Raw genomic sequence first — 26,342 nt, 5'->3', positions numbered from 1 at the left:
ATGAAAAGACTTATTCGTTCCAAAAATGACCGCAAGCTAGCAGGAGTGCTTGGAGGTCTTGCAAAATATCTTGGCGTGGATTCCAATTTATTGCGTGTCATCTTCGTCATCCTGTTGTTCCCGACAGGTATCATGCCGTTGATTCTTACGTATTTTGTCCTGACTTTTCTACTCCCGAACGAAGAGACTGAGATTAGCTGATGAGATGGGCGATTAGTATTCTCGTTAATGCACTAGTATTAATCGTGGTCGCCGGCTATTTTGACTCGTTCCAGCTGAGCGGTGTCGGGGCGGCCATCATCGCCAGTCTTATTCTGGCAGTCCTGAATACAATCGTAAGGCCGATCCTGGTGCTTCTTACCTTGCCGGTCACGTTGCTCAGCCTGGGGTTGTTCCTGTTCGTCATCAACGCCATCACGTTGATGCTGACAGCTTTCATGATGGGCGATGCCTTCAATATTGATGGCTTTGGAACAGCGATTCTCGCGGCGATTGTCATAGCATTGTTGAACCTGTTGATTCAGAAGGCGATTGTTGAGCCTTTGCAAAAAAAGAATTAGAATGAAGCGCGAGCCTGCGAAAAGGGTTCGCGCTTTTTTATAGGCTCTTATTAACGTCCATGTTGATTTCCGTAAAATGGCTTCGCTTTCCGCGGGGCGACAATCTTGAGCCTCCTCGGGCTATGCCCTGCGGGGTCTCAAGATTGTCGCTACTCTCCCGCTGGAGTCTACGCCATTTGCTCCAGTCAACAGCTATATGACCCTAAATCCCAATCAATTTCCCCTCCCCCAATCCTCCCACTTAATAAAAAAGTCAAATAGTGCTAAAATGAGGAAAGATTGATTTTACATATGAAGCAAAACTCATTTAACACACAGGGTTTCAATATTGAAGGAGGTTTTGGCCTTGCCAAAGGTTCGGACAAAGGATCTGATAGAGAAATTTAATTTTGAATTGGTTGGTGGGGAAGAGGGCGTGAACCGTCCGATTGCAACAAGCGATATTTCCCGACCTGGTATAGAGATGGCCGGGTATTTTACGTATTACCCCGCGGAGCGGATTCAGTTGCTCGGGAAAACGGAGCTCTCTTTTTTTGAAAGACTTACGCCAAAAGAAAAAAGGGAGCGGATGAGCCAATTGTGCACGGACATCACTCCGGGAATCATTGTTTCAAGGGATATGGAAGTGCCACCTGAACTCCTAGAAGCGGCGGAGTATGAAAATGTCCCACTTATGCGCTCGCCAATGAAAACGACGAGATTATCTTCTCATCTGACCAATTATCTTGAAGGAAAGCTTGCACCGACAACAGCGGTTCATGGTGTGCTTGTGGACATCTACGGGCTTGGCGTGCTTATCACAGGTAAAAGCGGTGTCGGTAAAAGTGAGACGGCGCTTGAGCTTGTAAAAAGAGGCCATCGTTTGGTGGCTGACGATTGCGTGGAAATCAGGCAGGAAGATACAGATACGCTCATCGGTAACTCACCGGAACTGATTGAACATCTGCTTGAAATCAGAGGTCTTGGAATTATCAACGTGATGACCCTTTTCGGAGCGGGAGCGGTACGGAGCTACAAACGTATCACGCTTGTCATCAATCTCGAGCTTTGGGATAAAAACAAGCAGTACGACCGTGTCGGATTGGATGAAGAGAGGATGAAGATTATCGATACGGAAGTGACAAGGCTGACGGTGCCGGTTCGTCCTGGGCGAAATCTGGCCGTTATCATTGAAGTGGCGGCGATGAATTTCCGCTTGAAGAGAATGGGCATGAACGCTGCCGAGCAGTTCTCCAACCGTTTGTCAGGTGTAATTAATAGTGAAAACGAGCATGAAGACATTTAATAGATAATGGAGTGTGGGGAACATGTTGTTAGGAAACATCGAGCCGTTGAATCCAGTCATGATAAGCTGGCCAATCACGGTGTACTGGTATGGGGCAATCATTGGTACTGGAGCATTGCTTGGTTTATGGATTGCCACAAGGGAATCCGAAAGACGAGGGCTTAATAAGGATGTATTTGTCGATCTTGTCCTGTTCGCCATTCCGATAGCCATTCTTTGTGCACGACTATATTATGTAGCCTTTCAGTGGGATCATTATTCAGAGAATCCGGGCGACATTTTGAAAATCTGGGAAGGTGGACTGGCGATCCATGGCGGTCTTATTGGCGCCATCACTACCGGGGTTATTTTTGCAAGAATCAGAGGCATTTCGTTCTGGAAGCTTGCTGATATAGGGGCACCAAGTATAATACTAGGTCAGGCAATTGGCCGCTGGGGCAACTTCATGAACCAAGAAGCCCATGGTGGTGAGGTAACGAGAGGATTCCTTGAAGGCCTATACTTGCCGGATTTCATCGTCAACCAGATGTATATCAATGGAGCGTACTATCATCCTACTTTCCTTTATGAATCGATTTGGAATTTTGTCGGATTCGGATTGCTTCTATTACTTAGAAAAGTGAACCTTAGACGCGGGGAGCTTTTCCTGAGTTATGTGATCTGGTACTCCATCGGCCGCTACTTTATCGAAGGGCTTCGTACGGACAGCCTTATGCTGACGGAATCCTTGAGAATCGCGCAGGTCATCTCGATCGGACTAGTCGTTCTAGCCATCGCACTCATCATTGTTCGTAGAGCACTTGGTATGGCTAACAAACGTTACTTGGATGCGGATAAAAAAGAACGCTACTTGGATTCAAAAAAATCACCGGACGCGACAAAATAAACGAAAGCCTCCAACACACAGATAAATGGACCGGCTACTTCAAAGGGGAGGGGCATCATGCTTCAAATATTTAAACGGGGGCTGAAGGTGGGGCTCCAGACAACATGGACATTAGGGAAAGTGATTTTTCCTGTCACACTTCTTGTCGGTATCCTGCAGCATACACCAGTTCTACAGTATTTAATAAATGCGATTGCACCGGTCATGGGAATTTTCGGTTTGTCTGGAGAGGCGGCCATTCCGCTTGTTATCGGTAATTTTCTTAATCTCTATGCAGGAATCGGGGCCATTCTCACCCTGGATCTCACGGTAAAAGAAGTCTTTATTTTGGCAGTAATGCTGTCGTTTTCCCATAATCTGTTGGTCGAATCGACGGTTGCTGCAAAAGTCGGCCTGAAAATATGGGTGATTCTCGTAGTCAGATTAGGCCTTGCCTTTTTCTCGGGAATCATCATCAACCTTGCTTGGAAGGGTGGCGGCGAGCTTGCCCAGTATGGAATGGTTGCGAAATCCGAAGAGGTCGTGACAGGCTTTTTCCCCATTATCCTTGATGCGACTCAACGTGGATTGATGGGAATACTGCAGTTGGCGATCATCGTCATACCGCTCATGATTCTTGTGCAGTATATGAAAGAGCTCGGTTGGCTGGCTGTGTTCTCCAAATGGATGGGGCCGTTCACAAGAGTGCTAGGCATGAAGGAAAACACATCCACCACAATGGCTGCCGGACTGTTAATCGGTCTTGCATATGGCGCCGGAGTTATGATTCAGGCGGTTAAAGAGGATAATGTAAGTAAGAAGGACCTTACGCTGGCATTCATCTTCCTTGTCTCCTGCCATGCCGTAGTGGAAGACACGCTGATCTTCATTCCGCTTGGAATTCCAGTTTGGCCGCTACTTCTCATCCGGATTGTTACTGCCGTCCTACTCACGATAGCGGTAGCCTTCATCTGGAAACGAATTGAACTTGAGAAAAGAAAGGAAGCATCTTATGACCATTAACACAGTGCTATTTGATTTAGATGGAACATTAATAGATACGAATAACCTTATTATCGAGTCGTTCCTCCATACGTTGGACCATTACTATCCTGAACAGTATGGCCGTGAAGAAGTACTGACCTTCCTCGGACCGCCTTTATATGACACATTCGTAAAAATGGATGAGACGAAAGTGGACGAAATGATCACCCACTACCGGGATTTCAATATGTCCAAACATGACGAGTTAGTAACTGAGTTTGAAGGGGTATATGAGACAGTAAAGCTTCTTCACGAAAAAGGTTTAAAGCTTGGAATTGTCACGACAAAAATGCGCCAAACGGTGGTAATGGGGCTTAAGTTGACAGGGCTCGACCAGTTCTTTGACGTGGTCGTTTGCCTTGATGATGTTACCAACGCCAAACCGGACCCGGAGCCGATCCACCTTGCCCTGCAGCAGCTTGGTTCCACACCGGACGAAGCCATCATGGTGGGAGACAACTATCATGACATTTTGGCAGGGAAAAATGCCGGTACGAAAACGGCGGCGGTAAGCTGGACGATTAAGGGCGTCGAATACCTACAGTCATTTGACCCGGATTATATGCTGACACATATGGAAGATCTGCTGCCATTGGTAGGAGTGACTAAGGGTGAGTAGACGGACGACACGCTACGCTGTGGAAGGCGCGAACTCACTCTGGCATGTCTATAAAACTGTTCCATTTTCAAAAGTGGTCAAGAATTTCGTTGTCATTCAGCTTGCCAGGTACACCCCATTCCTCGGAATGAAAAATTGGCTGTTCCGCACTTTTCTCCGCATGAAGGTGGGGGATCAGACCTCGTTCGCCTTAATGGTGATGCTCGATGTCATGTTTCCGGAAAAAATAAGTGTCGGACGCAACACAGTAATTGGCTACAACACGACCATTCTCGCCCATGAATACCTTGTGAAGGAATACCGCCTGGGAGATGTAGAAATCGGAAGTGAAGTCATGATCGGTGCCAACACGACCATCCTTCCTGGTGTCATCATCGGCGACGGCGCAATCGTCTCCGCTGGCACACTCGTACATAAAGACGTACCAGAAGGCGCCTTCGTCGGGGGTAATCCGATGCGCGTCATCTACACCAAAGAAGAAATGCAGGAGCGGTTGAAGTTTTAGAAAGGGTTGGCTGTCTTTGTTACTGAAACCCTAGCTACCTAAGTTAATTAGTTTTCCCCTGTTGATTGGAGTGCAAGGTTTAGAGACTCCAGCGGGAGGTAGCGGTAGACTTGAGACCCCACAGGCTTGCCGAGGAGGCTCAAGCACCGCCCCGCGGAAAGCGAGCAACTGGAATGCAAATCAACAGGGAGTTGACCCAACAATATATTTTTTTAATCTATGATAACTTTTCTAACAACAAGCACTTTGTCTCCAAGGATAAAGTGCCTTTTTTTACCCAAAATAAAGAAGTCTACAACTCACTCACAAACACTTGACCATAAAGCTTCATTTTGTTAGTATGTTACCATATTAGCGAACTAAAGGATTTCAGATTATTTTAAAAAGGTGGGTATCCACATGTCAAAACCATTCATGTTCGAAAAACCACTAGGAATGCGGGATACGCTTCCTTCCTTATATGAAGCAAAACAGAAAGTAAAAAGCACAATGACAGCGGAGATTAGCCAATGGGGCTATCAATTCATGGAAACACCGACACTCGAATACTACGAAACAGTGGGCGAGGCGTCCGCGATTCTCGATCAACAGCTGTTCAAACTTCTCGATCAACAGGGGCACACGCTTGTCCTCCGTCCTGACATGACGGCTCCAATTGCTAGGGTGGCGGCATCCAGACTCTTGAATGAAGGCTATCCGCAGCGACTAGCTTATTCCGCAAATGTGTTCCGGGCCCAACAGAATGAAGCGGGCCGTCCGGCGGAATTCGAGCAGATCGGTGTCGAGTGCATCGGCGACCGTTCCATCAGTGCCGATGCCGAAATGATCGCCTTGCTTGTCGCCCTTTTGAAAAAAGCCGGGCTATCGACGTTCACTGTCGCAATTGGGCATATCGGCTTCCTGCAGGAGATTTTCCTGGATGTAGTCGGAAACGAAGAGCGAGCGGCAACGTTAAGAAGATTCTTATATGAAAAAAATTACGTGGGATACCGCGAGCATGTAAAAAGCCTGCCGTTATCCTCCATCGATAAAAAGCGCCTCTTAAACTTGTTGACGTTAAGAGGGGATTCATCCAACATCGAGCTGGCAAAAGAAGTGCTCGATGGCGAGGCAGGCAAAATGGCCATCCAGGAGCTTGAGCAGCTTTGGACGATGCTCAAAGCCTATGGTGTCACCGGTTCGGTGAAGCTTGACCTGAACATTGTCAGTCATATGAGCTATTACACCGGGATAGTTTTTGAAGCCTATGCCGGGAATATCGGATTCCCTATCGGAAACGGTGGGCGTTACGATAAGCTTTTTGAAAAATTCAACCGGGAAAAATCGGCGACAGGGTTTGGCATTCATCTGGACCGACTCCTTGAAGCGAAAAATATCCAAAAGGTCGAAGCTGACATCCATGGCGTCCTGTTCAGTCAGGAGAGAAGAGCGGAAGCAATTGCATTTGCCAACGAGAAGAGACAGAACGGGGAAAAAGTTGTCCTGCAGGATATCTCGGGTGTGGAAAATGTGGATGCATGCACAGCGTCGTTTACCGATGTGACCTTTTTCCTTGGAAAAGCCAGAAGGGAGAGCGAATCATGAGCGTATTGACCATAGCGATGCCAAAAGGAAGAATTTTTGAAGAGGCGGCAGAACTGCTTGTCAAAGCGGGGTACCGGATTCCTCCTGATCTCGATGATTCAAGGAAGCTGATTATTGATGTACCCGATGAAAACATGCGCTTCATTCTAGCAAAGCCGATGGATGTGACCACCTATGTGGAGCATGGGGTGGCAGATGTCGGGATTGCCGGCAAGGACGTGATGCTTGAAGAGGAGCGGGACGTCTATGAAGTGCTCGATTTGAAAATAAGTGATTGCTATCTGGCGGTTGCCGGACTACCGGGAACGGAAATGAAGGACGTGGCCCCAAAGATTGCGACCAAATATCCTGGGATTGCATCAAGCTACTACCGAGAGCAGGGAGAACAGGTGGAAATCGTCAAACTGAACGGATCCATCGAACTTGCCCCATTGATCGGATTATCCGACCGGATTGTGGATATCGTATCCACAGGTAGGACCTTGAAGGAGAACGGATTGGTGGAATTTGAGCGGATTGTGGATATCACATCCCGTCTGATAGTAAACCCTGTGAGTTACCGGTTGAAAGATAAACAGATTGATGAACTTGTGGATAGATTAGCTGAGGTAGTCGGGGAGGTGTAATATCATGAGGATTAAAAAAGTAGAAGAGTCGGTGTCATTGCGGCGTTCAATTGATCAGGGAACGGAAGAACAACGCGAGGCCGTCCTTCAGATTATGCAGGCTGTCAAGGAACAGGGAGATCAAGCGCTATTCACCTATACGGAAAAATGGGATGGTGCGAAACTATCCACACTGAAGGTGACGAAAAAAGAGATAAAAGAAGCTTATCAACAGGTTTCTCCACAGGTTATCAACGTAATCCACAAAGCGGCGGAAAATATCCGTGATTTTCATCAAAAACAGATGAAACAGTCGTGGTTATCCACAAAGTCAGATGGAACCATACTCGGTCAGCAGGTAACGGCGCTTGAGGCGGTTGGTGTCTATGTACCAGGTGGGAAAGCGGCTTATCCATCCTCTGTATTGATGAATGTTATCCCGGCACAGGTCGCGGGAGTGGAGCGAATTGCGATGGTGAGTCCACCATCGCAGGATGGCACATTGCCTGCAGGAGTGCTAGTAGCAGCTGATATTCTAGGAGTCGAGGAAATTTATAAAGTGGGTGGAGCACAGGCGGTCGCTGCGCTTGCGTATGGTACGGAAACCATTCAGGCTGTGGATAAAATAGTCGGTCCGGGTAATATTTTTGTCGCTCTTGCCAAAAAAGAAGTGTATGGACTTGTGGATATCGACAGCATCGCCGGACCGAGTGAAATTGTGGTGCTGGCTGATGATACAGCACGGGCAAACGAGATCGCGGCCGACTTATTATCCCAGGCAGAGCATGATGAACGGGCATCAAGTGTTCTTGTTACCACTTCAGCAAGGCTTGCGGAACAGGTCGCTCAGGAAGTGGAACAGCAGCTATCAACCCTGCCACGCGAGGCAATTGCACGAGCTTCCATTGAGGCGTATGGCACCATATTTGTGACAGAGACGATGGAGGAGGCACTCCGTGTCGTCAATGAGCTGGCACCGGAACATCTGGAAGTGATGACAGCAGAAGCGATGAACCTTCTTCCGTTTATCAAGCATGCGGGTGCGATTTTCCTGGGAAGATATAGCTCGGAGCCTGTTGGGGATTATTTCGCCGGACCGAACCATGTGTTACCGACAAATGGGACAGCGCGCTTTTCCAGTGGATTATCTGTGGATGAATTTGTGAAAAAGTCGAGTGTGATTATGTATAGTGAGCAGGCATTGAGAGAGAATGTGGATAAGATTGCGACGTTCGCACGGCTAGAGGGTCTAGAAGCACATGCCCGGGCTGTGGAATGCCGGTTTACTAACAAATCTGATTAACACCGCTGTTGATTTCCGCACTGGGCTTCGCTTTCCGCGGGGCGCTTGTGGAGCCTCCTCAGGCCTCCTGCGGGGTCTCCACTAAGCACTACCTCCCGCTGGAGTCTTCGCCCTGTGCTCCAATCAACAGCTATAATATCTGGAATGTAACACTCTACTTTATATAACAAGAAAAAGTGAGGAGACTTTGTGATGACACGAACAGCCAGTTTAGAGAGGAATACGAAGGAAACGCAGATACAGCTTTCTTTTTCAATAGATGGGGAAGGGTCAGCGAAGCTTGAGACGCCTGTTCCTTTTATGACACATATGCTGGACCTTTTCACAAAACATGGGCAGTTTAACCTGGATCTGCTGGCAAGTGGGGATGTGGATATCGATGATCACCACACAACAGAGGATATCGGAATCTGTATTGGCCAGGCATTGAAGGACGCACTTGGGGATAAAGTGGGGATAAAAAGATACGGAAATGCTTTTGTGCCTATGGATGAGGCGCTTGCACAGGTGGTGGTCGATCTAAGCAACCGCCCGCATCTTGAAATGAGAGCGGAATTCCCTAGCCAGAAAGTGGGCACATTTGATACGGAGCTTGTGCACGAATTTTTATGGAAGCTTGCTTTAGAGGCGCGCATGAACCTTCATGTGATTGTCCACTATGGTTCGAACACCCACCACATCATCGAAGCGATTTTCAAGGCGCTTGGTCGTGCATTGGATGATGCGACAACGATCGACCCACGCGTTAAAGGAGTACCATCGACGAAGGGAATGTTGTAAAGGATGATTGGCATCATTGATTACGGAATGGGGAATTTATATAGCGTCAGCAAGGCGCTCGAGCGGATGAAAGTGGAGTATGTCATCTCCAATGACCGGGATGTGTTGTTTGAAACGGAGGGGCTCATTCTTCCTGGAGTCGGCTCGTTCCGTGACGCCATGTCCATTTTACAGGAAACAGGTCTTGATTCTTTTATAAAAGAAGAAGTGGCACGCGGAAAAAAGATGCTTGGGATCTGTCTTGGCATGCAGCTGTTGTTTGAGGAAAGTGAGGAGAACGGGGTGACAGAAGGTTTGTCCCTGTTAACGGGCAAGGTCGAACGCTTTCCAGGAGTAACAGCGGAAGGCAAGGCGTACAAGGTGCCTCATATGGGATGGAACAAGCTTGAATTTAAGCAAGCATCTCCGCTTCTTGACGGTGTACCGGAGGACTATGTCTATTTTGTCCATTCCTACTATGTGAAGGATTATGACGAATCGGAATTATTGGCTAGCAGTACTTATAATGTGCAGGTGCCTGCTGTGGTCGGGCGTGCGAACGTGTTCGGCACCCAGTTCCACCCGGAAAAGAGCAGCAATGTAGGCTTAGCAATCTTAGAGAACTTTGTAAACCTTGTGAAGGAAGAGGAGCGATAATATGAGTTTTACCATCTATCCGGCAATAGATATGCGCGGCGGAAAATGTGTGCGCCTCATGCAGGGCGACTATAGCAAGGAAACGGTCTACGGTGATTCCCCGTTTGATATGGCGGCAACGTTCGTGGGGCAGGGAGCGGAGTGGATTCATATGGTGGACCTGGACGGTGCGAAGGCAGGTTCTCCTGTTAATGACCGGTTTGTGCTGCAGGTGGCCAGCGAGTTGCCTGCAAAGGTGCAAATCGGTGGTGGCATCCGGACTGCAGCGGACGTGGAGCACTATTTGGTGAACGGAGTGGACCGGGTTATTTTAGGGAGTGCTGCTATTAATAATCCGGACTTTGTGCGGGAGATGCTTGCGAAGTATGGAGGTTCTAGGATTGCAATCGGACTGGATGCGAAGGACGGCTATGTGGCAACAGAAGGCTGGGTCGAGACGTCCACAGTGAAGGCGACCGTGCTTGGAAAAGAACTCGCGGACGCTGGTGCGGAGACATTCATTTTCACGGATATCGCAACGGATGGCATGCTTTCAGGGCCAAATGTGGAGGCGACGGTCGAGCTTGCCCGTGTGACTGGTGCTTCGGTTATTGCCTCAGGAGGCGTGAGTTCCGTTGAGGATCTGTTGGCATTAAGAAAGTTTGCGGACGCTGGCGTGTCAGGTTCGATTGTCGGGAAAGCGATCTATACGGACAAAATCAACCTCGCTCGTGCGTTGGAAGAGGTGAAATAGATGCTGACGAAACGAATCATTCCTTGTTTGGATGTAAAAGAGGGGCGTGTTGTGAAGGGTGTCCAGTTTGTGGAGCTTCGTGATGCGGGTGACCCGGTCGAGCTTGCGGCTTTTTATGATGAAGAAGGTGCGGATGAACTGGTATTTCTTGATATTTCCGCCTCCCACGAAGGCCGCGAAACGATGGTGGATGTGGTGGAGCAGGTGGCTGCGAAATTGGCCATTCCTTTTACAGTCGGAGGTGGCATCAATTCCATTGAAGACATGAAACGTCTGTTGCGTGCAGGTGCAGACAAGGTTTCCTTGAACACGGCAGCATTGTTGAATCCTTATCTGATCCAGGCAGGAGCGGACTATTTCGGCTCGCAATGCATAGTTGTCGCGATAGATGCAAAGTATGACGAGAGCCTCGGATCATGGAGAGTGTACACCCACGGAGGACGCCGCGAAACTGATCAAGAAGTGGTGCAATGGGCGCGTGAAGTCGTTCGTTTGGGTGCAGGAGAGATTTTACTGACGAGTATGGACAGCGACGGAGAAAAGAAAGGCTTTAATTTGGCGCTGACAAGAGCGGTGAGTGAAGCTGTTTCGGTTCCGGTCATCGCCTCTGGTGGTGCCGGGGAAGCGTCACATTTTCTTTCGGCGTTTGAGGAAGGTGCGGCAGATGCAGCATTGGCCGCCTCCATTTTCCACTATAAAGAAACGAGTGTAAAAGAAGTGAAGAGCTACTTGAAGGAGAAAGGGGTGCCGGTTCGATGATCAATCTGGAAGCAGTTAGGTTTGATGAGAAGGGGCTTGTCCCAGCAATTGTGCAGGACGCCTATAGTAAAGAAGTGTTGACGCTGGCGTATATGAACGGGGAATCGCTGGTGAAAACGGTGGAAACCCGGGAAACCTGGTTCTGGAGCCGTTCTCGTGCAGAGCTTTGGCATAAAGGGGCGACTTCCGGTAATACGCAGCGTGTGGTGGAGATGCGCTACGACTGCGATCAGGATGCGGTGCTGGTGTTAGTGGAGCCGAAAGGGCCAGCGTGTCATAAGGGGGAAGAGACTTGTTTTCATGAGGTGGTGCTGGCTCCGGATTCTGGAACAGGGACTGAAACTGGAGCAATCGGTGCCTCGTCCATCTTGACGCGCTTGGAGTCATTGATTGCATCGCGTGCTGTGGATAAACCGGAGGGCTCTTATACAACCTATCTTTTTGAAGAAGGTGTGGATAAGATTCTGAAAAAAGTTGGCGAGGAAGCTGCGGAAGTGATTATTGCAGCCAAAAACCGAGACCGCGGGGAGCTGACCTGGGAGGTTGCCGATCTGTTTTTCCATGTGATGGTGCTGTTACGCGAGCAGGATGTAAGTTTGGATGAGGTGCTGGCTGTGCTGGAGAAACGTCATGCTGGGAAGAAGCCTGATGGGACGGTTGAATAGATTTTTTGAATGGGAATTTTGACACTTCCTTGGTTGCTTGTTGGCAGCTGGGGAGGTGTTTTTTTGTATTGGGATGTTGGGGAAGGGAAGGGTTATGGGGGGAATAATCTCTTTTGTGGTGGGATTATGATATGAAGTGGTTGGAAAGACGCTTGATGTGGGGGGGATCTGGAGTTTAGTGGTGGGTTTAAAAAAGTAGTGGGGGAATTATTTCTTTATTTGGGGGGATTACACCTGGTTTATGGGGGGAATGGCTGCTATTAGTGGGGGAAAAGGGGATAAGTATGGTGGGATGAGAGAGGGATTGATCATACGTTCGGATTTTTTAACTAAATTGAGGTATCTTTTTAAGAAAAAACAGAGCCATTTTATCGTAAGGTAAGAATTTTTATACCCTTTTAAACTTCTACGCAAAACCTCCTAATAATGGCCTCACCAAAATTCCAAAATCCCTTAATCACAGGTTTATTAGGTAAATAGGGTTCAAAAACTAATGTCCCAAGGGCTTTTTCATTAAAATCACCGAATGATCTCTCATTTCCTACAATAGCATTTTTAAAACAAACGTTTGAATAATTGAAAAAGGGAAGTCAGTTGTACGAAGGGGTACAGCCGTTGGAATAGAGATTAACTTTTTAAAAAGCTAGTTTGAAATAATCTTGTTTTCCTCCATATACGGCCCAAAAATAAACCTTTCACTATTTGAGGATAGGTATTTTTAAACAAACGTTTGTTTTAGGGGGAAATAAGTTGTTTATTTTCAGTTGGTACAGCTGGTGAAGTAGGAATTAAATTTTGATATTGCTATGTTGAGATAGTTTTTTGAGGGGGTTGGTATTGAAGCATTTCTCCTAAGGAAAGAATTACGGCACACATCAAAATTTCCCACCTATTCTTTCAAAGGTTTGTTGTGTTATACTACGAACGGTAAGTAAGTTTGTATGGAGGCTATAATGGGAAAAAATCCGAATGTGAAACAAGTTGCGAAGATCATCCCATTTGCGCAGAATGGCGATTATTTTTTTCAAAAGGGAATCCGCGCTTATCGAAAGCGGGATTTATATAAGGCAAGAAAGTGGCTACAGCGTGCGGAGGCGATGAAGCCGAGTGATGCATCGATAATGTGTCAGCTGGCTATCGTATTGACCGAACTTGGTGACTATCAGCGTTCCAATGAACTTTTAGAAGATATAATAGAAGATTTGGCCCCGGATATGCATGACTGCCATTATTTTTTGGCGAACAATTATGCATATTTAGGTTTGTTCCAGGAAGCTAGAAAGCATGCCGAGGAATACTTGACGATGGAGCCGGACGGGGAGTTCGTAGAGGATACAGAAGACCTGATTGATCTTCTGGAAATCGAAACGGACGAAGCGGAGGATTATGTGGAAGGTCAGGATCATCTCATTGTTATGCAGGAGAATGCGAGAGGCTTGCTTGAAAAGGGTGAGTTGGATGAAGCGTTGGCATTGCTAGAGCAGATTATCGAGGAGTATCCGCAATTCTGGTCCGCCTACAATAACCTAGCGCTCGCTTATTTCTACAAAGGCAACCTGACAGAGGCGCGCGATGTGCTGGATGATGTGCTGGATAAGAACCCTGGCAACCTGCATGCACTCTGCAATCTGCTTGTTTTTTTCCATTACGAAAATAATGTGAAGGAAATGAACGTGCTTGCAACACGGCTTGAAAAAGTGACACCAATTTTGGTAGAGCACCGTTATAAGCTTGGCGCGACTTTCGGGTTGATCGGCAGATATGAATTATCCTTCAAGTGGTTACGCTCCTTGCAAAAAAACGGCTTTCAAGGTGATGGCACGTTTTATTTCTGGTTGGCGAATGCGGCTTACCAGACGGAAAGGTTTTCGGTTGCCGAGCAGGCTTGGACAAAAGTGCTTGAACTGAATCCTGAAAAGGCTGGGACGGAGCCATGGAATTATGTGGATGATAAAACGGTCGAGGAAGAAGAAGCGGAACAGCTCTACCGCATATTCCAATCGAGCATCTCGAGTAAGACAACGGTCAAAAATGTGCTTGAGCAATCCTTTGTCACATCATCTGTACGTGAATTTGCCATGTTTGCCTTATTAAATCGTAAGGATGTACCGGTAAATGTAGTAAATGGGTATGAAATTGCGACACTTTTAAAAAAGAAACAGGTCGATTCCATCGTAAAAGAGTGGTTTGATCTTTATGCACGCGCATCAAAAGAATCTATCACTTTCACGAATGCACCGGCATGGGCGGGAGCTTTTGCCTACGTCTGGAGCAAGGGGAACGGCTTTCCCGTGACACAGAAAGAGCTGGTGGAAACATATGAGGTTTCTGCAAGCACCTTAAGAAAATACATTAAAAGAGTAGAGGAATTAGTTTCTACTTTACCTTAAAACCGGGCTGAGGCTCGGTTTTTTTGTGTGCAGAATGAAGCCGGAGCCAGGGGAAAAGAAGAAACATAGTCCTCATAGGAGAGCAAAGAAGCCACAAGCAACTTCCTATGAGCAAATAGTTGGACGTAAAGCCCGCCTGTTATATAGGATAGTAACTGGGAATACTTTAAAAGTGTATTCCGTAAATATATATCTAAAATTGGATGAAAATAGGGTTATTATAATAGGCTGTTTTCGTAAACTTTGTTGCTATTTCGTATTTTTACAACGACCGTAATAATTGTTGCTGTCGTGCTCTTTTCCTGGTTATTCGGAGAGATTGCATGATATTTTGAAAGTAGATATACGGTAAAAAGTCCAATTCCCGACTTTTTACAAGCGAATAGCAACAATCTTTGAGAAAGGCTGTTTTCGTAAACTTTGTTGCTATTCCGTATTTTTATAACAACCGTAATAATTGTTGCTGTCGTGCTCTTTTCCTGGTTATTCGGAGAGACTGCATGATATTTTGAAAGTAGATACACGGTAAAAAGTCCAAATGCCGACTTTTTACTAGTAAATAGCAACAATCTTTTAGAAAAGAGCCTTGAGAAAAGAGCCTTATAATATGAAGTAAACGAGTTAAAAGGAGTGGGCAACATGACAGAGGAAAAAATTTATGATGTGATCATTATTGGAGCGGGACCTGCGGGAATGACTTCTGCAGTATATACTTCCCGTGCGAATTTGAGCACGTTGATGATCGAGCGCGGAATGCCAGGTGGGCAGATGGCGAACACGGAGGAAGTGGAAAACTATCCTGGGTTTGACCATATCCTCGGACCTGAGCTTTCCACTAAAATGTTCGAGCATGCGAAGAAGTTCGGTGCTGAGTATGCATATGGTGACGTAAAAGAAGTAATCGATGGAAAAGAATATAAAACAGTGAATGCTGGCAGCAAATCCTATAAAGGCCGTACAGTCATCATTTCAAGTGGTGCCGAGTACAAAAAAATCGGTGTTCCTGGTGAGAAAGAGCTTGGCGGACGCGGGGTTTCCTACTGTGCCGTGTGTGATGGCGCGTTCTTCAAAAATAAAGAATTGGTCGTTGTCGGTGGGGGGGACTCTGCTGTGGAAGAGGGCGTTTACCTGACGCGATTCGCATCCAAAGTGACGATTGTTCACCGCCGTGATGAGCTACGTGCGCAAAAGATCCTTCAGCAGCGTGCATTCGACAATGACAAAATTGACTTCATCTGGAGCAATACCGTCAAAGAAATCAACGAGAAAGACGGCAAGGTTGGCAGTGTGACGCTTGTAAGCACCAAGGATGGAGAAGAGCAGGAGTTCCAGGCGGACGGTGTGTTCATCTATGTGGGAATGCTCCCGTTGACAAAACCGTTCTTGAACCTTGGTATCACAAATGACATGGGCTATATCGAAACCAATGAGCGCATGGAAACGAAAGTCCCTGGAATCTTTGCAGCCGGAGACATCCGTGAAAAAACATTGCGCCAGATAGTAACAGCAACAGGCGACGGAAGTATTGCTGCGCAAAGTGCCCAACATTATATAGAAGAGCTTGTCGAGGAGTTAAAAGCTAACGCAACGAAATAATGGGTATAGGGATGTGTATGATAGGTATGTCGAACTATAAAAGAACCTGTCGAAACATCCCCTTAACCAAAACGTAACTGCGCCTTAACGCATCTGTAACAGCTTTGAAACAATAATCGGTTATTATATAAATAGTAATTGACCCCCTTTTATAAATATAGTGGATGACACGGGTTCCCTTTTTCCCGTGTCCTTTTTTTATAGAGGTATCTTTCACCCCGAACAAGCAATTCCTCACCTAATTGTATTCTTTTCTTGAGATTCGCACGCGCCTCCTACTCAGCGAAAATAATAAAACCCACAGATTTGTATGTAAGGTAATTTCAAAAGTTGTTTCATCCATCAAAGAACGCTATGATATACTTGGAAAATAAAGCGTTTTCAAATATAAAATCCGAAACTGGAATCGATACCTGTCAGGAATCCTTACACAGAGTTCGCTAATTTGTAGAACTTTATTGTGTCTTAATAGGTGCATTTGCTGTAAAATAAAAAATGATACACTTGGCTAGTTCTATTTTTCCTTCTTATATGTGCTAAAATCAATAGCTAAAATACATGAAAACGGAAAACTTATCTTGTTACTTCGTAATCCCCTGTAGATTGAAGTGCAAGGTGAGAGACTCCTGCGGGAGGTAGCGGTAGCTTGAGACCCCCGAGCGTTGGGAGGAGGCTCAAGCACACGCCCCGCGGAAAGCGAACAACTGGAACGGAAATCAACAGGAGTTATAAGGAAAGCTTTTACAGAGAGAAATTATAGACAGCTAAGATAAAAGGGGTTGTAACCATGCAAAGAGTAACAAACTGTGTGTTAGTGAAAGATGACCAAGTGCTACTGTTGCAAAAACCGCGTCGTGGTTGGTGGGTTGCACCTGGTGGCAAAATGGAGCACGGAGAATCTGTAAAAGATACGGTCGTGCGTGAATATCGTGAAGAAACAGGCATCTACTTAAAAAATCCTGCCCTTAAGGGTGTTTTTACATTTGTGATAAAAGAGGGAAAGGACATCGTTTCCGAGTGGATGATGTTCACATTCCTTGCAACGGAGTATGACGGACAGAATGTGAAGGAATCGGAAGAAGGGAAAATCGAGTGGCATAAGCAGGAGGAGATTGCAAAACTTCCGATGGCACCTGGCGATTTTCATATTCTCGATTACCTCATTAAAGGAACTGGCATGATATTTGGGACATTCACATATACGCCGGATTTCGAGTTGTTGTCCTACCGTCTGGATCCAAACTGATTGGCGTATTTCGAGCCAGAAAAAAGGAGTGAAACCATTATGAGTGCAGGTACGAACAGTGATGTGGAATTGGTAATTATCACTGGGATGAGCGGAGCTGGTAAAACAGTGGCCATCCAAAGTTTGGAGGATCTCGGATTTTTCTGTGTCGATAATCTACCTCCGACTTTGCTTCCGAAGTTTTTGGAGCTAATGGAAGAGTCAGGTAATAAAATGAATAAAGTGGCGTTGGTAATGGATTTGCGTGGTCGTGAATTTTTTGACAGCCTGTTTGAAGCGCTGGATGATATTTCGGAATTATCTTGGGTGACACCTCAGATTCTATTCCTTGATGCAAAGGACTCTGTTCTTGTGAGCCGTTATAAGGAGACAAGAAGGTCGCATCCGTTGGCGAAATCAGGATTACCGCTTGAAGGGATCGAGCATGAGCGCGAGCTGTTGGAAGAATTGAAGGGCCGTGCGCAACTGATCTTGGATACTTCCAACTTAAAGCCACGTGAACTTAGAGAGAAAATCCTCAAACAATTTGCCACACACTCCAAACAGACATTTAAGTTGAACGTTGTTTCCTTCGGGTTCAAGTACGGACTTCCAATTGATGCAGACCTTGTGTTTGATGTACGCTTCCTGCCAAATCCTCATTACATTGACCATATGAGACCGATGACAGGACTGGATGAAGAAGTGTCGTCCTATGTGTTGAAGTGGTCGGAAACACAAAAGTTCGTGGAAAAGCTTACCGACCTGTTGACCTTCATGCTTCCTTACTACAAGCGGGAAGGCAAGAGCCAGCTTGTGCTTGCGATAGGTTGTACAGGGGGGCAGCATCGTTCTGTGACCCTGGCAGAGTACTTTGCGAAGCATTTTAAGGATGAATATGATACACTCCTTACACATCGAGATATCGAAAAACGAAAGGGTAAACACTGATGAGACGTCAAAAGGCACCTAAGATTGTCATTATCGGAGGTGGAACAGGGCTTCCTGTTCTACTCCGGGGACTAAAACATTATGACGTTGATATAACTGCGGTGGTAACGGTAGCGGACGATGGCGGAAGCTCCGGCAGATTACGTGATGAGCTACACATTCCTCCGCCGGGGGATGTTCGTAATGTTCTTGCTGCGTTATCGGATGTGGAACCATTAATTGAGGATCTGTTTCAGCATCGCTTTGCCACGGGAAACGGGTTATCCGGGCATTCGCTCGGTAATTTGCTCCTTGCCGCAATGACCACGATCACAGGCGACTTTGTCCATGCCATTCGTGAAATGAGCAAAGTATTGAATGTACGGGGTAAAGTACTGCCGGCTGCCAATCAAAGTGTTGTTTTACATGCGGAGATGGGGGACGGTTCCATCGTTACCGGCGAATCGAAAATCCCCGCGCATGGGCAGAAAATTAAACGGGTGTTCCTTACGCCAGAGAACGTCGAGCCTTTACAGGAATCTGTCGATGAGATTGAGAGGGCGGATCTTATCATCGTTGGACCTGGAAGCCTTTACACCAGCATCCTGCCGAACCTTCTTGTTCCAAAGATTGGCGAGGCGGTTTGTAAAGCGAATGCGAAAAAGGTGTATATCTGTAATGTCATGACACAAGCTGGAGAGACATTGGAGTACACGGCAAGCGACCATGTTAAAGCGCTTTATGACCATCTCGGCTGTCGCTTCATGGATACGATTCTAGTAAATGAGGAAGATATTCCTGAGGAGATTGCCATTCGCTATAAAAAAGAATCTGCTACACCAGTTGTGTACGATATCGCGGCCTTGTCAAACCTGGGTCTGGAGATTGTGCATGATAAAATCATACGCTATGAAGACGGGGTTATTCGTCATGACACCCAAAAAGTGGCGGCACTTTTATATTCAATGATAAAAATGGACTCATAAATAGATGCAAACGGATGCATTGCTGGTGGCAGTGTTGAAGTGATGACTGGGCTGTGCAAGCTGTCATTGCCTCCCCGACACCTAGTAAACTCAAATTGGGGGTGATCAACGATGTCCTACGCTTCTGAAACGAAAAAAGAACTGACAACCATAGAAACCAAAGATTGTTGCGTGAAGTCGGAGCTTGCGGCACTAATCCGGATGAACGGGTCCCTGTCTTTTTCCAACAGGAAATTGATTTTGGATATACAAACCGAAAATGCCGCGATTGCTCGCAGAATCTATACTCTAACAAAAAGGATATACGATGTTCGTGTCGAATTGCTAGTACGTAAGAAAATGAGGTTAAAGAAAAACAACGTCTACATCGTCCGTTATGCGGAACAGGCCCATTACATCTTGGATGAATTGAAGATATTAAAAGACGGCTTCACCTTCGTACGTGACATTGCGGAGGAGCTGATCGCAAAAAAATGCTGCAAGCGTTCGTATTTGCGAGGTGCCTTTTTGGCAGGAGGTTCTGTCAATAATCCGGAAACATCATCCTATCATCTCGAGATCTTTTCGCTCTACAACGAACACAATGAATCTTTGTGCGAGCTCATGAATATGTTTCACTTAAACAGTAAAACGCTGGAGCGTAAGAAGGGCTTTATCACTTACCTGAAAGAGGCAGAAAAAATTGCCGAGTTTCTCAGTATCATCGGCGCCCATCAGGCGTTGTTGAAATTCGAAGACATCCGGATTGTACGCGACATGCGGAATTCGGTTAATCGACTGGTGAACTGTGAGACCGCCAATCTCAATAAAACAATTGGTGCCTCAATTAGACAGGTGGAAAATATCCGCTTCATCGACAGCACGGTCGGACTTGGGATTCTACCTAACAAGCTCCGTGAAATTGCAGAGCTGCGTGTCACCTACCAGGATGTGACTCTGAAGGAGCTTGGCGAAATGGTTTCCAGTGGGTCCATCAGCAAATCCGGCATCAACCACAGACTACGAAAAATAGATGAAATTGCCGATAAACTACGTGCAGGGGAATCTGTTAAATAAAACTGTGAGGGTCATCTCATTTTTGAGGCGGCTTCGACCAGCGAAAATATATTAGATAGAGGAGGAATACAAATGGTACAAAAACAAGTGGATGTTCGTTTAAAAACAGGCTTGCAAGCACGCCCGGCTGCCCTATTCGTACAGGAGGCCAACCGCTTCTCAAGTGAGGTTTTCCTAGAGAAGGACGGCAAAAAGGTAAATGCAAAAAGCATCATGGGCCTGATGAGCCTTGCAATCAGCTCCGGAACAACGATTACTCTGATCGCTGACGGTCACGACGAAGAAGATGCAATTACAGCATTGACGGAGTACGTTCAACAAGAGAACTAAAAAAACGGGTCTCCCCTTAATGGGAAGCCCGGTTTTTTTGTTATAGGTTGGTTTTTTTCATAACTTTATCAATCAATCCATATTCCAATGCACGGTCGGCTGTCATGAAGTTGTCGCGGTCTGTGTCGCGGGAGATCACTTCGATTGGTTGACCTGTTTGCTCAGATAAGATCGTGTTCAGTTTTTCGCGTAGGAACAAGATGCGTTTTGCAGCGATCTCGATTTCCGTTGCTTGACCTTGCGCTCCACCAAGTGGTTGGTGAATCATGACTTCACTGTTTGGAAGCGCGAAACGCTTGCCTTTTTCACCAGCTGCAAGTAGGAATGCTCCCATGGAAGCGGCCATACCCACACATATTGTGCTGACATTTGGTTTAATGAAGTTCATTGTATCGTAGATGGCCATACCAGCTGTGATGGATCCACCCGGGCTGTTGATGTAAAGGGAGATATCCTTATCAGGATCTTCCGCTGCCAAGAATAGGAGCTGAGACACAATGGAGTTTGCCACATTGTCATCAATCGCACTTCCTAGCATGATGATACGGTCTTTTAATAAGCGGGAGTAAATGTCATACGCGCGCTCCCCACGGCTTGTTTGTTCAATAACTGTAGGAATTAAGTTCATCTCACTTTTCCTCCTTGAAATTTAAGTTTTCTATCGACATAGGCTCCTATGTAAAAATGGGAAAACACTTTGGTGAACCTATACCAATTAGTAAGTATTACTAAATCTTTATGTACTTTCATCATACATACAAGGTCAAGAATGGTCAAATAAAAACCATCGCAAATACCCCCATTTTTCCCCATGTAATAATCATATCCAGTCTCGGGTGTAATTAAACTTTCAAACGGTGTTTAGTAAAAGCATTATATCGAGAATGGATTAATATAAAGTGGTAAGTTCCTATTGCTCGCCTCTCGACATCTGGTGTATAATTTGGTATATTAATAAAGTTCCTTTTCTAGCATGCGCTCGTAGCTCAGGGGATAGAGCGGTGGTTTCCGGTACCGCGTCATGCGGGGGTTCGATTCCCTCCGAGCGCGCCATTTGATTCTTATATTGGAAAAACTTACTTTTGAAATGCAATTGTGAAACATGCTATAGTATTACTTGTAACGGACAAGCGCCGTTATCTCATATGATCTATTCACCCAGTGTCGGCACACTGGGTTTTTATTTTGTCTAAAGGCTCCCCTTCACCTAATGAGGCCACTGAAAAAGTACTTAATTCTAGGCTTTGGTTAAACACCGCTGTTGCTTTCCGCAAATGACTTCGCTTTTCGCGGGGCGACCTTGAGCCTCCTCGGGCTTGCCCTGCGGGGTTTCAAGATTGTCGCTACTCCCCCGCTGGAGTCTACGCCATTTGCTCCAATCAACAGCTAGAAACCATCAATATCTATAAGTTTTTTAGTGGCCTCCAGCTAATAGGGAGGCCTTTTTTGCGTAGTTAAATTTCCCCTTAAGAAGAAGAGGAAGAGAAAATGATGAAAAAATTGATGGCATTGGTTATGGCATTCACTTTATTGGTACCGGCTTCGTGTAGATATTATGCCGAATTGAAGGTGATAGATAATTAGGCTAAGTTTATTTCCCTCTAATTAAGAAAATAAGTATGACAACGGGAAGACCACAATAAAATAGAGTACCAGCAACCATGGTGAAATGGCCCCCCTTCGACATAAGGAGCAAAATTCCTGCAGGGGTCTGACCCCTAAAGTGATTTAAAAATAATTTAAAAGTGATTTAAAAGCAATTAAAGGAATATTTTTAAAGCTTACAAGATCCCAAAAGTCATGTAGAATAGGGGTAGAGACCGGATCTGAGAGTGACCGGAGGAGGAATGGGCAGTATGAAGCAGTCAGTTGGGTTGTATCAGGAGCAGTCGTTGCGGCTTGCGATGACGCAGGAGTTGAAGCAGGCGATTACGTTATTGCAGTATTCGACGCTAGAGATGGTTGATTTCCTGAAAGAGCAGTCACTGGAGAATCCTTTAATGGATTTGAAAATGCCGACCACGCATAGGGAGCTTGCATCATCACGTGTGCAACGTTTAAAACCGAGAAAGATCGGGACGACCACAACACAAACCTTTTCCATTGAAAATTTCAGCAAACACGGAGAAACACTCCAACAATATATAGAGCAACAACTTGTCGACAGCCCCCTCTCAACCGAAGAGCGGCAGCTTGCAAAACTAGTCATCCAATACATGGATCCGAATGGCTATATACAAGAAGAGCCAACAACAATTGCCGAGCAACTAAAAACATCAACAAAAACAATAGAAGACTTGCTTAACAACATTAAACAGCTAGAACCGGCCGGGATAGGAGCTTGCAATCTCAAAGAATGCCTTTTGCTTCAGCTAAGACGTCAACCGAACCGAAACGAAGTGGCAGAAGCTATCCTGGAAAACGACTTTAACCTTTTTGCGGAAAAGGCATGGAAGACACTTGCCAAAGAGTACGCTATCAGTCTAAAGCAAATACAGGAAATACACGACGATATAGTAAAATTGAACCCTCGTCCAGGAAATAAATATGAAACGGTAGAAAAACCGAAATACATCATCCCGGATCTCATCGTCCAGAAGCATCAAAATCAGTTCATTGTATCTTTAAATGAAGAAATCATTCCACAAATCAATATAAACAAACAATATGAGGCGACTCTAAAAAGTAAAAATGAACTCGAATCATACCTGCAGGAAAAGATCCAGCAATGCCAGTGGATCGTCAAGAGCATGGAGCATCGCAAGTACACACTTGTGAAGGTGATGGAGGAAATCCTCCAAGCGCAGCAGTCCTTCTTTTTCAACGGACCGTCATTTTTGAAACCGCTAACATTGAAGGATATCGCCATCCGCCTGGACATCCATGAGTCCACGGTCAGTCGGGCGACAAAGGAAAAGTATGTACAGACACCATATGGACTGTTTGAACTAAAGTATTTTTTCGGCCAGAGTCTGACAGGCCGCTACGAAGAGGAAACATCAACGAAGCAGGTGCAGCAGCTAGTGGAAGAGCTCGTCAAAAAAGAAGACAAACAAAAGCCACTATCCGATCAGCAGCTGACAAACATCCTGCAAAAGCAGTATCATATAACTATCTCGCGAAGAACGGTGGCTAAGTACAGAGATCTTCTGAACATCCCGAGCTCCTCGATGAGAAAAAGGTATGATTAGAAAGGCAGATGCAAAATGAACCTCCAATTTTACACAAAAGTGGATTGTCCGCTCTGTGACAAAGCGAAAACTAAACTCAAAGAGCTGCAATCCGAACTGAATTTCACCATAGAAGAATTTGATATCTATAAAGACGACGCATTACTGGAAAAATATCAGCTGATGATTCCGGTGGTGGAGCATGAGGGTGAAATGCTTGCATATGGACAAGTGAACAAAGAAGAAGTAAGAAAGCGTTTACTTGAAAAAATCCGCTAAACCTTGGTTGCATAAGGGTTTAACCTTTGTTACAATCAACTTGTAGCAAGGGTGGATTTTTTTTACCGCTACTGGGACATAATATGTCATAGTGGGACGTTTTGGGTCCAGCTAATGTTTTGTCCATTAGGTAAAAGACACACTCTAAAGGGGAAGCTATAATGAAGCAGATTATTGAAGTACAAAAGAAATTGTTACCTGATCTTCTTTCCATTATGCAGAAACGATACGAGATCCTGAGATACATAAGGTTGATGCAGCCAATTGGAAGAAGAAGCTTGTCAGGTAGTCTTGGTTTGAGTGAGCGGGTGCTGAGGAGTGAGGTTGATTTTCTCAAAGCGCAGAACCTGATTCATATCAGTGTTGCCGGCATGACATTGACGAATGAAGGGGAATATCTCATCAAGGACCTAGAAGAGATCATGAAAGAGGTATCCGGTTTAAAGCTGTTGGAAGCGGGAATAGAAGAAAAATTAGGGATTACAAAAGTTGTCGTAGTTCCGGGTGACAGTGACCAATCCCCTTGGGTGAAGAAGGAACTCGGTCGAGCGTGCGTTACAACCATGCGAGAACGATTCCATAACGAAAATGTCATTGCTGTAGCTGGTGGAACGACTGTTTCCTCGGTAGCAGAAATGATGACACCGGACACGAAAAACCGTAATCTTCTATTTGTCCCAGCTAGAGGCGGACTTGGGGAAAAAGTGCAAAATCAGTCGAACACCATCTGTGCCACCATGGCAGAGAAGGCATCGGGCGACTACAGGCTCTTGCATATACCAGATTCACTGAGCCATGAATCCTATCAGTCGATGATTGAAGAACCTTCGATAAAAGAAGTGATTTCTCTCATCAAAAATTCTAGTATGGTTATTCATGGAATTGGGGACGCTAAAACAATGGCAGAGCGCCGTAAAACTGCACCGGAGAACATGCGTAAGATCGAACAGGCCAACGCCGTTGCAGAAGCTTTCGGGTACTATTTTAACGAAGCCGGAGAAGTGGTACACAAAGTTCAGACAGTTGGAATGCAACTCGCAGATTTGGAAAAGATAGAATGTGTGATTGCGGTCGCCGGCGGTGCATCAAAGGCAAAAGCGATACAAGCGTATTTAAAAAAAGCCCCACACACCATCCTCATAACGGATGAAGGAGCGGCAAAAAAGTTAATTAGGGAGTAACATCCCTTATATAAAAGCTGTGTTAAATAAGGAATGCTTTACGCATTCTCAGCATTTGATTGGAACAAAAGGCGTAGACTCCTGCGGGAGGAAGGGACAGGGGAGACCCCACAGGCGAAGCCGAGGAGGCTCCCGGACCGCCCGCGGAAAGCGGAGCCTTTTGTGGAAATCAAATGCGTGTTAACATAGCCAACAAAAAAATATTTTTGAAAAACTAAGGAGGAACTTAACATGGCAGTAAAAATGGGTATTAACGGATTTGGACGTATCGGACGTAACGTATTCCGCGCAGCACTAAACAACTCTGAGGTGGAAATCGTAGCAGTTAACGACTTAACAGACGCTAACATGCTTGCTCACCTTCTAAAATATGACAGCGTACACGGTAAACTAAACGCTGACGTGAAAGTAGACGGAGACAACCTAGTTGTTGACGGCAAAACAATCAAAGTAACAGCTGAGCGCGACCCAGCGAAATTATCTTGGGGTGAGCTTGGAGTAGAAGTAGTAGTAGAATCTACTGGTTTCTTCACAAAGCGTGCAGACGCTGCGAAACACTTAGAAGCTGGCGCTAAGAAAGTAATCATTTCCGCACCTGCATCTGATGAAGATATCACAATCGTAATGGGTGTTAACGAAGACAAGTACGATGCAGCTAACCACAACGTTATCTCTAACGCATCTTGTACTACTAACTGCTTGGCGCCATTCGCAAAAGTATTGAACGACAAGTTCGGTATCAAACGTGGAATGATGACAACTGTTCACTCTTACACAAATGACCAACAGATCTTAGACTTACCACACAAAGACTACCGTCGTGCTCGTGCTGCAGCTGAGAACATCATCCCAACAACTACTGGAGCTGCTAAAGCAGTATCTCTAGTATTACCTGAACTAAAAGGTAAATTGAACGGTGGAGCTATGCGTGTTCCAACTCCAAACGTTTCTCTAGTTGACCTTGTTGCAGAGCTTGACAAAGACGTAACAGCTGAAGAAGTAAACGCAGCGTTCAAAGCAGCATCTGAAGGCGAATTAAAAGGAATTCTTGGTTACTCTGAAGAGCCACTAGTATCTGGTGACTACAACGGAAACCCTGATTCTTCTACAATCGACGCATTATCCACAATGGTAATGGAAGGCAACATGGTTAAAGTAATCTCTTGGTACGATAACGAGAGTGGCTACTCCCACCGTGTAGTAGACCTAGCGAAATACATCGCTGCTAAAGGACTATAATTTTTATAGCAAGTAGA

27 protein-coding genes and 1 tRNA gene are annotated in these 26,342 nt (G+C 45.7%); 27 read left to right on the top strand and 1 reads right to left on the bottom strand.

Annotated features, from left to right (window positions below):
• The 22 genes from AB685_RS07755 (at position 1) to AB685_RS07640 (ending at position 20,456) form a co-directional block, all read left to right on the top strand.
• Entirely contained in the window at positions 1-201 is a 201-nt protein-coding gene (locus AB685_RS07755; RefSeq protein ID WP_047970020.1) for a PspC domain-containing protein, read from the top strand.
• Positions 198-560, top strand: coding sequence for a phage holin family protein (locus tag AB685_RS07750; protein WP_047970019.1), 363 nt, complete (start codon positions 198-200; stop codon positions 558-560). Before AB685_RS07755 ends, AB685_RS07750 begins: the two co-directional genes overlap by 4 nt.
• 346 nt (positions 561-906) lie before the next feature.
• Entirely contained in the window at positions 907-1,845 is a 939-nt protein-coding gene (gene hprK / locus AB685_RS07745) for an HPr(Ser) kinase/phosphatase (protein ID WP_047970018.1), read from the top strand.
• Positions 1,846-1,870: 25 nt separating this feature from the next.
• Positions 1,871-2,731, top strand: coding sequence for a prolipoprotein diacylglyceryl transferase (gene lgt / locus AB685_RS07740; RefSeq protein ID WP_241773269.1), 861 nt, complete (start codon positions 1,871-1,873; stop codon positions 2,729-2,731).
• A gap of 57 nt (positions 2,732-2,788) precedes the next feature.
• The gene (locus tag AB685_RS07735) at positions 2,789-3,733 is read left to right on the top strand and encodes a nucleoside recognition domain-containing protein (RefSeq protein WP_047970016.1); all 945 of its coding nucleotides are present in this window, start codon (positions 2,789-2,791) and stop codon (positions 3,731-3,733) included.
• Entirely contained in the window at positions 3,723-4,373 is a 651-nt protein-coding gene (ppaX, locus tag AB685_RS07730) for a pyrophosphatase PpaX (RefSeq protein WP_047970015.1), read from the top strand. The genes AB685_RS07735 and ppaX overlap by 11 nt, the downstream gene beginning before the upstream one ends.
• Positions 4,366-4,878 carry an acyltransferase gene (locus tag AB685_RS07725; protein ID WP_047970014.1) on the top strand — a complete coding sequence of 171 codons (513 nt, stop codon included), beginning with the start codon at positions 4,366-4,368 and terminating at the stop codon, positions 4,876-4,878. Before ppaX ends, AB685_RS07725 begins: the two co-directional genes overlap by 8 nt.
• A gap of 399 nt (positions 4,879-5,277) precedes the next feature.
• Positions 5,278-6,462, top strand: coding sequence for an ATP phosphoribosyltransferase regulatory subunit (locus tag AB685_RS07715; RefSeq protein ID WP_047970012.1), 1,185 nt, complete (start codon positions 5,278-5,280; stop codon positions 6,460-6,462).
• A complete protein-coding gene (hisG, locus tag AB685_RS07710) occupies positions 6,456-7,088 on the top strand; it encodes an ATP phosphoribosyltransferase (RefSeq protein ID WP_128755835.1) in 633 nt (210 codons plus the stop codon). The genes AB685_RS07715 and hisG overlap by 7 nt, the downstream gene beginning before the upstream one ends.
• Before the next feature lie 4 nt (positions 7,089-7,092).
• The gene (gene hisD / locus AB685_RS07705) at positions 7,093-8,370 is read left to right on the top strand and encodes a histidinol dehydrogenase (RefSeq protein ID WP_047970010.1); all 1,278 of its coding nucleotides are present in this window, start codon (positions 7,093-7,095) and stop codon (positions 8,368-8,370) included.
• 192 nt (positions 8,371-8,562) lie between these two features.
• Positions 8,563-9,150 (top strand): imidazoleglycerol-phosphate dehydratase HisB, encoded by a 588-nt coding sequence (hisB, locus tag AB685_RS07700; protein ID WP_047970009.1) that lies wholly within the window; start codon positions 8,563-8,565, stop codon positions 9,148-9,150.
• A gap of 3 nt (positions 9,151-9,153) precedes the next feature.
• Entirely contained in the window at positions 9,154-9,786 is a 633-nt protein-coding gene (hisH, locus tag AB685_RS07695; RefSeq protein WP_047970008.1) for an imidazole glycerol phosphate synthase subunit HisH, read from the top strand.
• A 1-nt stretch (position 9,787) separates the two neighbouring features.
• Positions 9,788-10,519, top strand: a complete 732-nt coding sequence (gene hisA, locus AB685_RS07690; protein WP_047970007.1) for a 1-(5-phosphoribosyl)-5-[(5-phosphoribosylamino)methylideneamino]imidazole-4-carboxamide isomerase — start codon at positions 9,788-9,790, stop codon at positions 10,517-10,519.
• Entirely contained in the window at positions 10,520-11,278 is a 759-nt protein-coding gene (hisF, locus tag AB685_RS07685; RefSeq protein ID WP_047970006.1) for an imidazole glycerol phosphate synthase subunit HisF, read from the top strand.
• Positions 11,278-11,943, top strand: a complete 666-nt coding sequence (gene hisIE, locus AB685_RS07680) for a bifunctional phosphoribosyl-AMP cyclohydrolase/phosphoribosyl-ATP diphosphatase HisIE (RefSeq protein WP_047970353.1) — start codon at positions 11,278-11,280, stop codon at positions 11,941-11,943. Before hisF ends, hisIE begins: the two co-directional genes overlap by 1 nt.
• Positions 11,944-12,896: 953 nt before the next feature.
• Complete coding sequence (locus AB685_RS07675) at positions 12,897-14,333, top strand: tetratricopeptide repeat protein (RefSeq protein ID WP_047970005.1); 1,437 nt, start codon at positions 12,897-12,899, stop codon at positions 14,331-14,333.
• A 639-nt stretch (positions 14,334-14,972) separates the two neighbouring features.
• Positions 14,973-15,929, top strand: coding sequence for a thioredoxin-disulfide reductase (gene trxB, locus AB685_RS07670; RefSeq protein ID WP_047970004.1), 957 nt, complete (start codon positions 14,973-14,975; stop codon positions 15,927-15,929).
• A gap of 787 nt (positions 15,930-16,716) precedes the next feature.
• Positions 16,717-17,175 (top strand): 8-oxo-dGTP diphosphatase, encoded by a 459-nt coding sequence (locus tag AB685_RS07660; protein ID WP_047970002.1) that lies wholly within the window; start codon positions 16,717-16,719, stop codon positions 17,173-17,175.
• 39 nt (positions 17,176-17,214) lie between these two features.
• Positions 17,215-18,105, top strand: a complete 891-nt coding sequence (gene rapZ / locus AB685_RS07655) for an RNase adapter RapZ (RefSeq protein ID WP_047970001.1) — start codon at positions 17,215-17,217, stop codon at positions 18,103-18,105.
• Positions 18,105-19,070: a YvcK family protein gene (locus AB685_RS07650; RefSeq protein WP_047970000.1), complete on the top strand. Its 966-nt coding sequence runs from the start codon at positions 18,105-18,107 to the stop codon at positions 19,068-19,070. Before rapZ ends, AB685_RS07650 begins: the two co-directional genes overlap by 1 nt.
• 111 nt (positions 19,071-19,181) lie before the next feature.
• A complete protein-coding gene (gene whiA / locus AB685_RS07645; RefSeq protein WP_047969999.1) occupies positions 19,182-20,126 on the top strand; it encodes a DNA-binding protein WhiA in 945 nt (314 codons plus the stop codon).
• Between the two features lie 72 nt (positions 20,127-20,198).
• Positions 20,199-20,456 carry an HPr family phosphocarrier protein gene (locus AB685_RS07640; RefSeq protein ID WP_047969998.1) on the top strand — a complete coding sequence of 86 codons (258 nt, stop codon included), beginning with the start codon at positions 20,199-20,201 and terminating at the stop codon, positions 20,454-20,456.
• Positions 20,457-20,496: 40 nt separating this feature from the next.
• On the opposite strand, the gene clpP is transcribed toward AB685_RS07640, so the two are convergent.
• The gene (gene clpP / locus AB685_RS07635; RefSeq protein ID WP_047969997.1) at positions 20,497-21,084 is read right to left on the bottom strand and encodes an ATP-dependent Clp endopeptidase proteolytic subunit ClpP; all 588 of its coding nucleotides are present in this window, start codon (positions 21,082-21,084) and stop codon (positions 20,497-20,499) included.
• Positions 21,085-21,431: 347 nt separating this feature from the next.
• On the opposite strand from clpP, the gene AB685_RS07625 reads away from it, so the two are divergent.
• The 5 genes from AB685_RS07625 to gap all read left to right on the top strand — a co-directional run bounded on the left by AB685_RS07625 (position 21,432) and on the right by gap (position 26,325).
• Positions 21,432-21,509 (top strand) — tRNA-Arg (locus AB685_RS07625).
• Positions 21,510-22,312: 803 nt separating this feature from the next.
• A complete protein-coding gene (gene rpoN / locus AB685_RS07620) occupies positions 22,313-23,647 on the top strand; it encodes an RNA polymerase factor sigma-54 (protein ID WP_047969995.1) in 1,335 nt (444 codons plus the stop codon).
• 15 nt (positions 23,648-23,662) lie between these two features.
• Positions 23,663-23,905 carry a glutaredoxin family protein gene (locus AB685_RS07615; protein ID WP_047969994.1) on the top strand — a complete coding sequence of 81 codons (243 nt, stop codon included), beginning with the start codon at positions 23,663-23,665 and terminating at the stop codon, positions 23,903-23,905.
• 161 nt (positions 23,906-24,066) lie between these two features.
• Complete coding sequence (locus AB685_RS07610; RefSeq protein ID WP_047969993.1) at positions 24,067-25,086, top strand: sugar-binding transcriptional regulator; 1,020 nt, start codon at positions 24,067-24,069, stop codon at positions 25,084-25,086.
• Positions 25,087-25,317: 231 nt separating this feature from the next.
• Complete coding sequence (gene gap, locus AB685_RS07605) at positions 25,318-26,325, top strand: type I glyceraldehyde-3-phosphate dehydrogenase (RefSeq protein ID WP_047969992.1); 1,008 nt, start codon at positions 25,318-25,320, stop codon at positions 26,323-26,325.
• Positions 26,326-26,342 lie beyond the last annotated feature (17 nt).

The organism is Bacillus sp. LL01 (assembly GCF_001037965.1).
This window is presented reverse-complemented; position numbering and strand designations above follow the sequence as displayed.